Annotated in this window: 13 protein-coding genes; 7 read left to right on the top strand and 6 right to left on the bottom strand. The window is 61.1% G+C overall.

Translation table 11 applies throughout. The features are described from left to right. Window positions 1-188 precede the first annotated feature (188 nt). Window positions 189-890, top strand: a complete 702-nt coding sequence (locus ACYG9Z_RS22950; protein WP_023733894.1) for a hypothetical protein — start codon at window positions 189-191, stop codon at window positions 888-890. A gap of 18 nt (window positions 891-908) precedes the next feature. On the opposite strand, the gene ACYG9Z_RS22945 is transcribed toward ACYG9Z_RS22950, so the two are convergent. The 5 genes from ACYG9Z_RS22945 to ACYG9Z_RS22925 all read right to left on the bottom strand — a co-directional run bounded on the left by ACYG9Z_RS22945 (window position 909) and on the right by ACYG9Z_RS22925 (window position 5,576). Then, on the bottom strand, window positions 909-2,786 hold the full coding sequence (locus ACYG9Z_RS22945; RefSeq protein ID WP_023705325.1) for an ABC-F family ATP-binding cassette domain-containing protein: 1,878 nt from the start codon (window positions 2,784-2,786) through the stop codon (window positions 909-911). A 135-nt stretch (window positions 2,787-2,921) separates the two neighbouring features. Continuing rightward, window positions 2,922-3,368, bottom strand: a complete 447-nt coding sequence (locus tag ACYG9Z_RS22940; protein ID WP_023670270.1) for a Ros/MucR family transcriptional regulator — start codon at window positions 3,366-3,368, stop codon at window positions 2,922-2,924. Window positions 3,369-3,534: 166 nt separating this feature from the next. Then, entirely contained in the window at window positions 3,535-3,768 is a 234-nt protein-coding gene (locus tag ACYG9Z_RS22935; protein ID WP_023733893.1) for a hypothetical protein, read from the bottom strand. Further along, on the bottom strand, window positions 3,761-4,699 hold the full coding sequence (locus ACYG9Z_RS22930) for a DMT family transporter (RefSeq protein ID WP_023733892.1): 939 nt from the start codon (window positions 4,697-4,699) through the stop codon (window positions 3,761-3,763). Before ACYG9Z_RS22930 ends, ACYG9Z_RS22935 begins: the two co-directional genes overlap by 8 nt. 43 nt (window positions 4,700-4,742) lie before the next feature. Next, window positions 4,743-5,576 (bottom strand): hypothetical protein, encoded by an 834-nt coding sequence (locus ACYG9Z_RS22925; protein WP_023684748.1) that lies wholly within the window; start codon window positions 5,574-5,576, stop codon window positions 4,743-4,745. A gap of 111 nt (window positions 5,577-5,687) precedes the next feature. On the opposite strand from ACYG9Z_RS22925, the gene ACYG9Z_RS22920 reads away from it, so the two are divergent. Further along, a complete protein-coding gene (locus ACYG9Z_RS22920; RefSeq protein ID WP_023733891.1) occupies window positions 5,688-6,656 on the top strand; it encodes a LysR substrate-binding domain-containing protein in 969 nt (322 codons plus the stop codon). A 237-nt stretch (window positions 6,657-6,893) separates the two neighbouring features. Here ACYG9Z_RS22920 and ACYG9Z_RS22915 read toward each other — a convergent pair whose 3' ends face one another. Next, window positions 6,894-7,046 carry a hypothetical protein gene (locus ACYG9Z_RS22915; RefSeq protein ID WP_023693936.1) on the bottom strand — a complete coding sequence of 51 codons (153 nt, stop codon included), beginning with the start codon at window positions 7,044-7,046 and terminating at the stop codon, window positions 6,894-6,896. Between the two features lie 136 nt (window positions 7,047-7,182). Between ACYG9Z_RS22915 and ACYG9Z_RS22910 the strand changes: the two genes are divergently transcribed. The 5 genes from ACYG9Z_RS22910 (at window position 7,183) to ACYG9Z_RS22890 (ending at window position 14,229) form a co-directional block, all read left to right on the top strand. Next, window positions 7,183-7,350, top strand: coding sequence for a hypothetical protein (locus tag ACYG9Z_RS22910; RefSeq protein ID WP_023684745.1), 168 nt, complete (start codon window positions 7,183-7,185; stop codon window positions 7,348-7,350). A gap of 50 nt (window positions 7,351-7,400) precedes the next feature. Beyond that, entirely contained in the window at window positions 7,401-9,482 is a 2,082-nt protein-coding gene (locus ACYG9Z_RS22905) for an ATP-dependent helicase (protein WP_023752540.1), read from the top strand. A gap of 165 nt (window positions 9,483-9,647) precedes the next feature. Further along, the gene (locus ACYG9Z_RS22900) at window positions 9,648-9,950 is read left to right on the top strand and encodes a DUF982 domain-containing protein (protein ID WP_023684743.1); all 303 of its coding nucleotides are present in this window, start codon (window positions 9,648-9,650) and stop codon (window positions 9,948-9,950) included. Between the two features lie 962 nt (window positions 9,951-10,912). Then, window positions 10,913-13,162, top strand: a complete 2,250-nt coding sequence (locus tag ACYG9Z_RS22895; protein ID WP_156931586.1) for a class I SAM-dependent methyltransferase — start codon at window positions 10,913-10,915, stop codon at window positions 13,160-13,162. Beyond that, a complete protein-coding gene (locus tag ACYG9Z_RS22890; RefSeq protein ID WP_023684740.1) occupies window positions 13,159-14,229 on the top strand; it encodes a glycosyltransferase family 2 protein in 1,071 nt (356 codons plus the stop codon). The genes ACYG9Z_RS22895 and ACYG9Z_RS22890 overlap by 4 nt, the downstream gene beginning before the upstream one ends. Window positions 14,230-14,288 lie beyond the last annotated feature (59 nt).

Genomic DNA, 14,288 nt, shown 5'->3' with positions numbered 1-14,288 from the left:
TGCGCCGTGCCTTCCTCATCCTCGACCGACATGGTTAGCCACTTTCCTCATGGCCGGCCAGCGGCTCGAAGGCGGCGCGGCGCTGGGCTGCACCTCGCTTAGCATGCTGTTAGGCTCATATCTCAAATTCAACTGCGGATATTGGTTTCCTAGGGTATTCATGGAGATGGCTTTGAAGGACCGTATCCATGAAATATCGAAAGCTCGCGGTCGGGCTGGTTCTTGCGGTTGTCGTATTGTCAGGCGCCTTGCTCCTGTTGGGCGGGGCTCTCGCAAGCCTCACCACTTCAATGTTCGGCGCATCTCGTATGATTTCCAAAAGCATGGAGCCTTATGGGGTCGTACTACGAACCCCGTTCAAAGGGGGCAAACGTCTTCCGCCTGAGGCAAAGCCCCTTGAGTGGCGCGTCGTCTTGCCACGAGCGTTCGTGACCATAGAGATAGGCACCAACGGTGCGATCGCCCCGGGAGGACGCAGAGAAAGCCGCTGGTATGAATGGCCCGCGCGAAGAACCTTTTTCATAGATTTTGAGACAGTTATCGACCTCAAGACGGATCAATTGACGCCGGCTGTGTTGTCCGATCCCGCACGGCTTAAGGACAATTTCTTGAATATCACTTTAAGCAACAGTAGCCTCTATCCCAGAGTTAAATCCGATGAATACTGTATCCGCGATGATGATTACGACAGCAGTATCGTGGAAGACGGAATTGCCGATCAGGTGCATCCATGCTCCTCGACGCCAAGGTGCGGCATAAACACGATCGTTGACGGCTGGGACGTCCGACTCATCGTCTCGCGGGCGATCTATAACCAGCCCCAAAAAATGTGTGCCGCTGCTCGGCGCTTTCTTTCAGAACACACAATCAAACGTGACAGCATCCGCTAGCGCGGAGACGGCGCCGCTTTACTCTGCCGTGCCTTCCTCATACTCGGCCGACATGGTCAGCCACTTTTCCTCGTGGCCGGCCAGCTGCTGCGCCAGCTGCGAGCGCTCCTTGGCGAGCCGTGTGGCCGTCGACGGATCCTTTTCATACACCGCCGGGTTGGCGAGTTCGTCCTCGATCAGGTCGATGCGCTTGCGGATGCGGTCCATCAGCGCTTCGGTGGCGCGTATTTCCTTGGCCAGCGGCTCAAAGGCGGCGCGGCGCGCGGCTGCATCGCGGCGGCGATCGGCCTTTGATGCCTTCTCGGCCTCGCGCTTGCCGCGTCGGTCGCCGGACACGCCGGTGACCAGCGTCTTGTAGTCCTCAAGGTCGCCGTCATACGGGTTGACCGCCCCGTCCTTGACCAGCCACAGCCGGTCGGCGGTCGCTTCCAGCAGATGGCGGTCATGCGAGATCAGGATGACGGCGCCGGGAAACTCGTTCAATGCATGGATCAGCGATTCGCGACTGTCGATGTCGAGATGGTTGGTCGGCTCGTCGAGGATGAACAGGTTCGGGCCTTCGAAGGCCGACAGGCCCATCAGCAGGCGCGCCTTCTCGCCGCCGGACAGGTCCTTGGCGGCGGTGTTCATCTTCTCGGTGGTGAGACCGAACTGGGCGACGCGGCCACGTACCTTGGATTCCGGCGCCTCCGGCATCAGCCGGCGGACATGCTCATAGGCGTTTTCATCAGGCCTGAGATCGTCGAGCTGATGCTGCGCGAAGATAGCCACTTTCAGGCCCGGCGCCACCGTCATGGTGCCGCTCTCCTGCTTCAACCGGCCCGACAGAAGCTTGGCGAAGGTCGACTTGCCGTTGCCGTTGGCGCCGAGCAGCGCGATGCGGTCGTCGGCATCGATGCGCAGCGTCATCTTCTTCAGGATCGGCTGGCCCTCGGTGTAGCCGACATTGACGTTGTTCAAGGCAATGATCGGCGACGCCACCGTTTTCACCGGCTCCGGGAAAGAGAACGGCCTCACCGTGTCGTTCACGATCGCCGCGATCGGCTTCATCTTCTCCAGCGCCTTGATGCGCGACTGCGCCTGTCTCGCCTTCGAAGCCTTGGCGCGGAAGCGTTCGACGAAGGACTCCATGTGTTTGCGCGCGGCTTCCTGCTTGACACGGCCCTTCTCCTGCAACTCCTTCTGCTCGGTGTACTGGCGCTCGAACTGGTCGTAGCCGCCGCGCCAGAAGGTCAGCTTCTTCTGGTCGAGATGAACGATGGAATTGACGGCGCGGTTGAGCAGGTCGCGATCGTGCGAAATCAGAAGCACCGTGTGCGGGTATTTCGAAACATAGTTTTCCAGCCACAGCGTGCCTTCGAGATCGAGATAGTTGGTCGGCTCGTCAAGCAGCAGAAGGTCGGGCTCGGCAAACAGCACGGCGGCAAGCGCGACGCGCATGCGCCAGCCGCCGGAGAAGGACGAGGCCGGGCGGCGCTGCGCGGCGTCGTCGAAGCCAAGGCCGGCGAGGATGGTGGCCGCGCGGGATTCCGCCGAATGCGCATCGATATCCGCCAGCCGCATATGGATGTCGGCAATGCGGTGCGCGTCGGTGGCGGTCTTTTCCTCCTCGAGCAATGCGGTGCGCTCGAGGTCGGCCTTGAGCACGATTTCGATCAGCGGCTCCTCGGTGCCGGGCGCTTCCTGCGCCACCTGGCCGATGCGGGTGTTCTTGGGCAGGCTTATCGAGCCGGTCTCGGAGGGAAAGTCGCCGGTGATGGCCTTGAACAGCGTCGTCTTGCCGGTGCCGTTGCGGCCGACGAGGCCGGCCTTGGTGCCGGCCGGCAAGGTCAGCGAGGCATGATCGAGAAGCAAGCGTCCGGCCATGCGGAGCGAAAGATCGTTGATGATAAGCATGCCGGGGCTTTTGCACGGGAGGGCGGCGCTTCGCAAGGGCCTGGGCGCTGGCGGGGGCATAAGGCATGAAGACGGCGCGCCTTAAGCGCGCCGTCCATTGCAAACAGCAGACTGACTTTTCAGAGGCTGCCTGGTTCAGGCTTTGGGTTTGCGCTTCGTCACCTTGGCCGCGGCGGCCGGAACGGCCGGCTTGCGGCCGAGGCCCGAGGACTTGGCCAGTGCCGAACGGGTCGCGGAGTAGTTCGGCGCCACCATCGGATAGTCCGACGGCAAGCCCCATTTGCCACGATATTCCTCCGGGCTGAGACCATGGTCGGTCATCAGGTGGCGTTTCAGCGACTTGAATTTCTTGCCATCTTCCAGACAGACGATGTGGTCGGGAAACACCGACCGCTTCGGATTGACAGCGGGGTTCAGCGCGGGGCTTTCCACGGCGGCAATGCTGCCCAGCTTGCGCACCGATGCGCTGACGCTGGCGATCAGATCCGGCAGGCCGGACGCAGGGAGAGGATTGTTGCCGACATAGGCCGAGACGATGTCAGCAGTCAGTTCAATAGCGGTCTTGCTGTCGATGGTGTGCAATTCTGTTTCTCCCGCCGGTCATGAAGTTGCCGGCTTTTTTTAAGACTTCTCTTGATGTATCGACCTAGCTGCACCCCCCAACGGGTCGCTAAGTCTCAATAAACGATCAAGAATCGGAACAGGAGGATGTTTCCACAACAGGTTGCAACGTTGCAAATTAGAAAATCTAATACTTGGAAACGGCCGACTTCGCGCCAGCAGATTTCAACTGCACGGACCCGGCAGGTTTGGAGTCGGCCAGTATCTCCAGAATGCGCTTCCAGCGGGCGCACCGGCCGAAATCTTTTTGCTCTATCGCCTTTTCGGCCTTCATGGCGGCGTAGAGCGGCGCCTCGGCGCCGAACTCCTTGAGCAGCCAGAATGCTTCCTGTCTGGCGAGGCGTTCATCGTCGTCAAGCATGTTCAGCCTCCGAGCGTTCTATGCCCACCGCAATACAGCTGCCGATGACGAGGACCGCACCGGCTATCGCGGTCAGCGTCAGCCTTTCGCCCGACAGCGTCAGCAGCAGCGTCGATGCGATCGGCGTCAGATAGGCGATGACCGCAACCTTGCCGCCGCCTTCAAGCTTCAAGGCGCGCGACCAGAAATAATATCCCAGCCCCATCGGGCCGGCGCCGAGATAGAGGCCAAGCAGGAGGTGCTCGCTGGATGGCCAGGCTGCGCCGTCGTGAATACACCATAGCAAGGTCAGGCCGACGCCGACCAATGCCGAAGGCAAAAGCAAACGCTCCGACGGTGTGGCCAGGCGGGCGACCGCAATCGAATAGAAGGCCATGCACAGCGCCGAGCCGAAGGCAGCGAGATAGCCGACGATGCTGCCCTGGAGAAAAGGCTGGCCGCGACCACCCGAGATCACCAGCGCCACGCCGACAAAGCCGAACACGGCAGTCAAACCCAGCAGCACGGGGCGTTGCCGCTTGCCCAGCACGATGACCGCCGCCGCGACCATCAGCGGCCAGGTGTAGGCGACGAGATTGGCCTCGATCACCGGCATGGAGGCAAAGGCGATGTATTGCAGCACCATGGTGCCGACCAGGCCAATAAAGCCGACCGCGACCGGCGCCAGGGTGCCGTCAGCACCCTTGGCAAAGGCTGCGTCTTGCGTGTCCCCCTTCCGGCTCGCCAGATGGATGACGGCGAACACCAGAGCCGCTCCACAAAACTGCAGCAACTGCACGAGCGACACCGGATGGCTGGCCAGCAGGGATTTGCCGACCAGCGCGTTGGTCGACCACAGGGCGACCGCGCCGGCGGCGAAGACCAGGGCCGACGGCGAGCCCGATCCACCCCGGAATCGCCGAGACGGTGCCTTGTCCTTATCGCCGACCATGATGTTACCGACGGCCAAACAGGCGTCCACTTCTATGCTCTGGCTACCATGATTCCCTTGATCCGCCCGGGACCGGCGCATCGGTCGCCGCCGCAACCGGACGCTCTTCCTCGAAGCGGCGATAGGCCGGCAGCTGGTTCGTCCAGACGTCTTCGGCCAGTTCGTTGACCCATTCGCGATCGTGATCATTGTCGGCTGCGAGATAGAACATGCGATTGTCGTCGACGTAGGGCTTGGCCACAGAGCGCTGGTTGAGGACCAGCGTGACGCGTGAGCCGAGCTGGATCGGCGCGGTGCGGTGCAGCACACCGAGAAACTGACCGAGTGTGGCGTAGTTCATCTTGTGGTCGATGCGCATGACCTGGTTGCGCGGAATCTCGCGGCCGGATTCAAGGATGGCGCGGCCGGTCTCGGAATCGTCGCAGTAGATTTCGAGATGGCCGCCGACCAGCGGATTGCTGATCGACAGCGGAATGAGTTCGGTGACCGGGACACCGTCGCAATGCCAATCGACGGCGCCGTCCTTGGGATTCATGAAAGTGACGGTCGAGCCGACGATCGACAGCGGATAGGGCTCGAGCTTGGTGCCCATCATGTCGGACAGACGTTCCAGGCGCAGCTTGTCATGCAGCAGTTCCTTGATCTCCGGGATGAAACGGTCGGCGCCGGTGATGAAGGTCAGATCGAGGTGCTTGTGCACGGCGTGGCTGGCCTTGAGCTTCAACGCCGCCTCTTCGATCGCCGCCAGCAGCGCCGGGTCGTAGCCATGCAGATACTGCGCAACGCCGAAACCCGACACTTTCCAGGCCGTCTCATGACCGATAATGGCTTCTCGGCTCATCGCGTAGCGCAGTTCAGGTATGGTATGGGCGTTCATTCTACTTCTCCAGGATGGGGGCATCACTTGGTAAACTGTCAATTAATTTCCCCACCCCTGTAAAATTAGGAATGCTGGTGCTAGTGTAAGCCCAGCTTAAGGTCGAAACGCGTGCGTCTGCTCAGTCAGGTCAACCTCAATTCGCTGAAGATTGTCGAAAGTGCCGCCCGGCACCGTAACTTCACGCGCGCCGGCGAAGAGCAGTTTATTACTGCTTCCGCCGTCAGCCAGCGCGTCAAAAGCCTCGAGGAACAGCTGCGCTTCAAGATCTTCCAGCGCGGCGGCAATGCGGTGTCGCTGACGCCCGAGGGCGAGACCTATGTGTCGCGCGTTCGCGAGGCGCTGGAGCGCATCGTGGCGGCCAGCATGGAGGCGACCGGACAGTCGCAGGCACATGTGCTGAAGATTTCGGTGCTGCCGACGTTCGCGGCGCGCTGGCTGTTTGCCCGCCTGCCGCTGTTCCAGCGGCAATATCCCGAAATCGAAATGCGGGTCTCGACCTCCTACGCCACCAATGAGTTCGCCACCTCCGAGTTCGACCTCGAGATCCGCTATGGCGACGGCAGCTTTCCCGACCTCAAGGCAGACCTGCTGTTCAAGGAGGATTTGACGCCGGTGTGCAGCAGGAAGCTGTTCCACGAGGTTCTCGGCGACAGGCCGCCGTCAAAGGTGACGCCCGACGACCTCAGGCATTTCACGCTGCTGCATTCCGACACCTGCACGCAGAACTGGCAGTCGTGGCTGGGTTTTGCCGGCGCGAGTTCCGTGCTCGGCGAGACCAAGAGCATCTATTTCGATTCCTGCATGATGTCCTATGAGGCGGCCAATGCCGGCATGGGCTTTGCAGTCGCCAACCGCGCCTATATGGCGAGCGAGATCCGCGCAGATAGGCTGGTGGCGCCGTTTGCCGTGCATCACCCCAACACCGCCGGCTGGTATTTCGTCTGCCCGGTCACCGCGCCCTACACGCGCAAGGTGGAACTGTTCAAGCAGTGGATAATGGCCGAGGCGGCGCTGACGCAGTGCCAGTTGGACGCCGGGATTGCCGGCGGCCCGGTGCTGCGGCAGGCGATGGCCTGAGGTCGGATTCTTTCCGCGGCCTTGCGGGATTTGCGGCCGTTTCAGCTGGTTTTGCGCAGACGGCACGAGCAGAACCGGCACGAAAACTGCCACCTCATGACGCAGGCGAGAGACTCAGCTATCTTCGGTTGTTGCGGCGGACCTGATATCCGCCTGGCCGGCGCTATCAGCTCACCTCCCAAGCGGCGCCGGCCTTCTTCTCCTGAAAGCCATTTCTCGTCTCCCGCCGGAAAACGATCATTGCGCCGGCTGATCGCCGCTGGCCGCCGGCTTTGGCGCCGAATCCGTCTGCGGAGTTTGATCGAGCACCGGGGCTTTGGTTGGCTGGATGTCGCCGTCGCAGGCGGCGAGCGCCAAGCTGGCGGCTAGCAGAATCAGAAGCCTCTTCATGGCGACCTCCTAGGTCTGCCCTCTCCTTCGTAAGGCAACGAGGTGGTTCGGCTTTGGTTGCACGCTCGCAAACGACGCCGCGTCGGCTGGAACCAAACGGCGGCTCTGAGGTTGGTTGCCCAAAGGAGATCGCGCCATGATCCGTCTGCTCATTACCGGCCTTTTCGCTTACGCGACCTATCGCATCGCCAAGGAGATCATCAAGGACGTGCCCGACAATTTCGATCCGTTGCCGGTGCCTGGCGACGAACGCGCCGCCTTGCGGCGCCAGTCGGCGGCAACGGGTGTCGCGCCACGGCGGTAAGGGCGACTTCCGCCCGTTGCGAACAAAGCGGAAACGATGCTTGATAGGCGATGACCATCGCCATCAATGATTCGTCCTTGCAGCCCGCCTATCTGGCGAAGCTCAACGCCGAGCAGCGGCTCGCCGTCGAACATGGCGACGGCCAGATCGCCGGGCCGCTGCTGGTGATCGCCGGCGCCGGCTCCGGCAAGACCAACACGCTCGCCCACAGGGTTGCGCATCTGATCGTCAAGGGGGCTGATCCCAGACGCATTCTGCTTATGACATTCTCGCGCCGCGCCGCCACCGAAATGGCTAGGCGGGTCGAACGCATCGCCGGCGAGGTGCTGGGCCGAGACGCGTCCGTCATCGCCGATGCGCTGGCCTGGGCCGGCACGTTTCACGGCATCGGCGCCAGGCTGCTGCGTGACTATGCGCTGACGATCGGCCTCGACCCCGCCTTTACCATCCATGACCGCGAGGATTCCGCCGACCTGATGAATCTTGCCCGGCATGAGCTTGGATTCTCGAAGACCGAAAGCCGGTTTCCGACCAAGGGCACCTGCCTGGCGATTTATTCGCGCGCAGTAAACGCGCAAGCGCCGCTCGGCGAGGTGCTGGGTTCGGCCTTTCCCTGGTGTGCCGGCTGGACCGAACAACTGAAGGCGCTGTTCGCCCGATATGTCGAAGCCAAGCAGGCGCAGAACGTGCTCGATTACGACGACCTCCTGCTCTACTGGGCGCAGATGGCCGCCGAGCCGGAGATCGCGGCGCATCTCGGCTCGCGTTTCGACTATCTGCTGGTCGACGAATACCAGGACACCAACCGGCTGCAGGCCTCGATCCTTTCGGCGCTGAAGCCGGACGGCGCCGGACTGACGGTGGTGGGCGACGACGCGCAGTCGATCTATTCGTTTCGCGCCGCGGACGTGCGCAACATCCTCGATTTCCCGCAACAATTCGCGCGAGCCGCCGATGTCATCATGCTGGAGCGCAACTACCGCTCGACCGAGACCATTTTGGCGGCAGCCAATGCGGTCATCTCGGAGGCATCGGAGCGCTTCACCAAGAAGCTCTGGTCGGAGCGCAAATCCTCGCAAAGGCCGAAACTGGTCAGCGTGCGCGACGAGGCGGAGCAGGCGAACTATGTCTGCCAGGCCATCCTTGCCGAGCGCGAGGCCGGCACGGTGCTGAAATCGCAGGCGGTGCTGTTTCGCGCCTCGCACCACAGCGGCCCGCTGGAGATCGAATTGACGCGCCGCAACATCCCCTTCGTCAAGTTCGGCGGGCTGAAATTCCTCGACGCCGCCCATGTCAAGGATGTGCTTTCGGTGCTGCGTTTTGCCGAGAACCCGCGCGACCGCGTCGCCGGCTTCCGCGTGCTGCAGCTCCTGCCCGGCATCGGCCCTTCGGCGGCGAGCACCATCGTCGAGACCATGGCGACATCGCTCGACGAGGAAATGGGGCTGGCCCGCTACCGGCCGCCGCAACGCGCGGCTGAGGACTGGCCGGCCTTCGTTGCGCTTTATTCCGGCCTGCGCGCCCGGTCGGGGAAATGGCCGGCCGATCTCGAACAGGTCAGGCTGTGGTACGAGCCGCATCTTGAGCGCATCCACGAGGATGCGACGACGCGGCGGGCCGACCTCATGCAGCTCGAGCAGATCGGTTCCGGCTATGCTTCGCGCGAGCGCTTCCTGACCGAGCTGACGCTGGATCCACCGGATGCGACCAGCGACCAGGCCGGGCCGCCGCACCGCGACGAGGACTATCTGATCCTGTCGACCATTCATTCGGCCAAGGGCCAGGAATGGAAGAACGTCTTCGTGCTCAACACCGTCGATGGCTGCATCCCGGCCGATCTCGGCGTCGGCACCAAGGAAGACATCGAGGAGGAGCGCCGGCTGCTTTACGTCGCGATGACGCGGGCCAAGGACGGCCTGCATCTGGTGACGCCGCAGCGCTTCTTCACTCACGGCCAGGCAGCGCGCGGCGACCGCCACGTCTATGCCTCGCGAACCCGTTTCATCCCGGCCTCGATCCTCGGCGCCTTCGAGCAGACGTCGTGGGCGAGCGTCCACGCAAAGGACGATCCGCGCCACAGACCTGAAGTCCGCGTCGACCTCGGCGCCCGCATGCGCGGCATGTGGAAATAGAAGCCGCCGCAACCGCGGATGCCGGCCGGGGAGCGACCTCAAGAAGCAAATCGTCCTGTCATGGCATCTCTCAGGGAACCTCGGGCCGCCGGCCGCGTTTTCTGGCGTCCACCCCGCGATCGGAGAGCGGCGACCGCCGCCTTCCGCCCATCCAGAGAGGCCAGAATGCACGACGCGATGTTCTTCACCCCGGTTGCCGTTAGCGTTGGCGCCGGCCACAAACGCATGCTCGCCTCGCTGTTCGACATGCATGATTTCCTGACCGAATTTCCGCCGTCACGCCGGCGCCTGAGCTATGGCGCGGCGGTCAGGGCCTGCGAGGCGGCACGCGCCGGCGAAATCTCGACCGAGGCCGCACGCGATGCCCTGATCACCTTTGCGGTCACGGCAGGCATCCTCTGGCCCGCGGTCCAGCCGGCCGTCTCGGTCAAGCCGGTCGCACACGGTTATGGCGGCTACGCCGTCTGAGACGGCCGGGACCGGGCCTGCCCAGCAAAAAGATCACTCGGACTTGCCGGCAGACGTCGGCGAGCCTCTGGCAGCCTTGCCGGCGGGGCGGTCTGTTCGGTGTTGCCGACAAAGAGTTGATCGCCGACAAAGGGATAGGCAAGCTGCTGATGATAGAGCGAGGGAACCGGGTCATCGGTGTCGTATTCTCGGCATCCTGCCGGGCATGAACAATGTGCCTCCCAGCATGTCGAGCAAAGGCAGCTGCCCGGCGAAATTCTTGTCCCAGGCTTCGCGCTCATTGGCATGATGCCAGTGATGAAATTGCGGTGACGCCAGCAGCCATTTCAACGGTCCGACCCTGATACGCGTGTCGAATGGATGAACAGCGCCTGCCATTGATAGATCACTGTGAAGACCAGTATGGCGGGGCTCGAAAATCTAGCGCGAAGACCGCAGGAACGACGCCGATTTGGTCAGGATCTGGTCGACAGGATGGACGCGGTGCGCTGCCAGCCAATCCATCTCCTATGACCGGCACCGCCTTGAGGCACCCTGCCCTCGTTGGGGCCGAAGATCAGCTCGCCAGAGATTAATGCTAAGAGATGAACGGATTGCTGACGGCGGCTGATGCCCCGAAAATCGATATTTCATCTGTATAACGATGTTTTCCAAAGTTTTTGTACATTATCGCGGTTATCGAGAAGTCGATCTCAGAAGCGATAGTTTTTACCGGCAACATGGAAACAAATATGTTGGCCGCCGCTGCACCAAAAACTGGGCACAATTTCCAATTTTTGCTTTACGAAACTCTCCCCCCACGTAGGTCAATCCATGATGTACATAACTCCATGGAGCATATTGTGCGGTCAAGCTTTGAGGGCTAACGTGCCTTGGGATCGGGAGGACGATCAAGCGATCTGTGCGCTGAAAACACTAATAACGGAAATCCCAAGTATATCCTCGCAGGGAATGGTGGAATCTTGCAGAATACACGAGGTGTATTGACGTTTAGGTCAGGTCAGCTTTGGAATAAGGCCAATTTTGGCTCTCTGTTCACAACGGCCGAACGACTGGGTCGGCTTTTTCCGCCTAGAGGTGATTCCTCGGCAACCAACGCCAGTGCTTTGTTTGCCGAAGCACCGCATCGCGGCACGCTCGCCCGAGGAAAATTCGTCCACCTGATCGACTACATGTGGTGCGACAGGCATGGCGTGTTCCTGAAGGGTTGGGCGCATGCACATGAGCAGCCGATCACGGCGATGTCGCTTTGCAGCGGCGATTTTCAGGCGCAGGTCACGGAGTTTGAGGACCGGCCGGACGTGCTGAACTTCTATCCGCATCTTCCTTCCACCAAATGCGGGTTTGCCGTCTATCTGGCGTGCAGTCCGTTTCGTCCGGTCAGGCTGGTAGCCGAGACGCCTGCGGGCTGGACCGAGGTCGACATCACGGCGCTGCCCGCAGAACACCCCCTTAACGCGCCGCTGCCCACCGTCGACAACGGCATGGCCGACTTCATCAACGAGATGAAGAGGGTCAATGGAACCGTCGTGGAAATCGGCGCCCGCGTCGTCGGACCCGCATCGTCGCTGCAGGCGCCACTGTTCAAGCCGGAATGCAAGTTTATCGGCGTGGACATCCACGCAGCGCCAGGTGTCGACGTGGTGGCGGACGCGCATTTCCTCGGCGACCATTTTGAGCCCGGTTCCATCGATGGAATTATGTCGTTTGCGGTCATGGAGCATCTGGCATGCCCGTGGCTGCTGGCGGCCGAGATCAACAAGGTCCTCAAGGTCGGCGGGCTGACGCTGCATTCCTTGCCGCAGGCCTTCCCCATACATGAAACGCCAAACGATTTCTGGCGCGCTTCGGATGAAGCGCTGAAGGTCCTGTTTTCGCCGGAGATGGGTTTCGAGATCCTCAAGGTCGGCATGTGCACGCCGCTCAGGATGTATGTGCATCCGGATTTCCGCGAAGGCGCCATGCATCAGTTTCCCCTATTCGACGGTATGGCCTCATCCTTCGTGCTGGCCCGCAAGACGTTCGATCTTCCGGGAGGCGCCGTCGCCTGGCCACTGCAGAAAAGCCAGTCCATCAAACACAGCCAAGCCTACCCCGCGCATGGCAGCGAAGCTGCGGCGAACCCGAAAAGCGACGCGGCAGCTTCGAATGGCGTGGTGTCGGAACCATCCAAGCCCGCGCCCCGACCGGAATGGGTTATGCCGGAAAGGACCAAGCTGCTGTTGTCGATGTTCGATGCCAGCGGCTTCGGCCTCGAAGTCGGCCCGAGCTACAATCCGCTGTTGCCGAAGTCTCGTGGCTTCAACGTCGAAACGATCGACCATGCCGACGCCGCCACCTTGCGCGAGAAGTACAAAGATAACGCATCGCAGATAGAAGAGGTTGACTACGTTTCGGACGGACGCAGCATCCTCGAGACCATTGGCAAGAAGAAGCGCTACGACTTCATCTATGCTTCGCACGTCATCGAACATGTGACCGATATTGTCCGCTTCATCCAGGATTGTGAAACCTTGCTGAAGCCGGATGGACGGCTGGTGCTGGCCGTCCCCGACAAGCGGTTCTGCTTCGACGCCTTGCGGCCGTTGTCTACGGTCGGGCAGGCGCTGCAGTCCTATTTCGAGGAGCGCAAGCGCCACTCACCGGCGGTTCTCTTCGACCAAGCCTTCTATGCCTGCTGTAAGGCGCAGCAGACTGTCTGGATCGAACCGACTCTCGACGATGTCGCCCTGATGCTGAGTGAAGAGACAGCAAAGGACCACTTCGACAAGTCACAGAAAAATCCGAACTACCAGGACGCTCACGGCTGGCAGTTCACGCCGACTTCGTTTCGCTATCTGGTCAAGAAACTTCGCTCTCTCGGCTACATTAAGTCGGGCGAGATGGAATTTCACACCAACCCTGCAGGGAAACCGAACCTGCACGAGTTTTACATCACCCTTTCCAAGAGTGCGCCTGTCCTGACGACCTCAGACGTTGACCTCATCAAGCAGGCGGAGCAGGAACTTCGCGGTCTCTTCGTAAGCCCTCAAGAGATGGTGACGAGAAGCCAGGTCGAGGCGCTCGAGCGCGACGCCCAGGCAGCGCGCCAGCAGATCGAAAATGCGAACCGGCAGATCCAGCTGCTGACGGTCAGGAACGATGCCTTGCTGCATTCGACATCGTGGAAGGTAACAGCCCCGCTACGCTATATTAGGTCGGTGTTCCTATGATGCACGTATCCCCCAAATTTTCGAAGCTCGCCTCGAAAAAAGCCCCCACGGTGGTGGTCGTCATCCCCTATTACAACGGGTCGGCGTTCATCGAGAGGTCCGTCAGAAGCGTCCTCAACCAGACGCTTCGGCCTGATGAATTCATCGTCGTCAATGACGGTTCGACGGCCACCGAAGCGGCATTTCTGCACAAGCTTGCCAGACGGCTGCATTTCAAAGTGATCGACCAGCCCAATGGCGGGCAGGGATCGGCCAGAAACACCGGCGTTCGCGCGTCGACGTCGAACTACATCAGTTTTCTCGATCAGGATGATTTCTATCGCGACACCCACGTCGAGGCGCTGGTGCGCGCCATTCCGTCTGACGATCCGCATCTGGGCTGGGTCTATGGCGACCTCATGGAGGCGGACGGAGCCGGCAATGTCCTGCGCACGGCAACCGTCAAGCGCCACAGCGCTCACCCGAAGCGCGACATTGAGCAGATGGTGGGCTTCGACATGCACGTCCTGCCCTCCGCGTCGCTGATCTCGCGAACCGCCTATGAAGCCGTCGGCGGTTTCGACCCTCAGTTCATAGGCTATGAGGACGACGATCTTTTCCTGCGCATTTTCCGCAGCGGATACAGCAATTACTTCGTCGATGAGCCAGTGACCGTCTGGTGCATTCGCCCCAACAGCACGTCCTACACCGTGATGATGTCGCGCAGCCGGTTTCGTTACTTCAAGAAACTCCAGGAAATGTTTCCCGACGACCGAAAAATGGTACGTTATTATTTTCGAGATTTGCTTATCCCCCGCTTCCATTCGCAATTCGTCCAGGACGCGATCCGGTGGGCTGTCCAGGAGGACAACCATCTTCCCGAACACAGGAAAGAGTTGGTCTCCATCTTCAACGGCTATGGGCGAGCGGTGTTCAGCAACAAATCGATACCTTGGCGTTTCAAAGCAAAGGTCTGGCTCGAGCGTCTGGTTGTGAACACCAATTCCAAAATCGTCATCCTTACGGCGATCAGGCTGGCCCAGGCCGGCCACGGCTTGCGCGTGTTCTTCACCCGGTCGCTGCGCTAGCCGATGATCCCGATTCACCTGTTTCAGCGCGGCACCATCATCACCAACATGGCAGTCAT

Source organism: Mesorhizobium sp. RSR380A (genome assembly GCF_054719385.1).
Note: the sequence above shows the minus strand (reverse complement) of the source record. Positions and strands in the feature narration are given on the sequence as shown.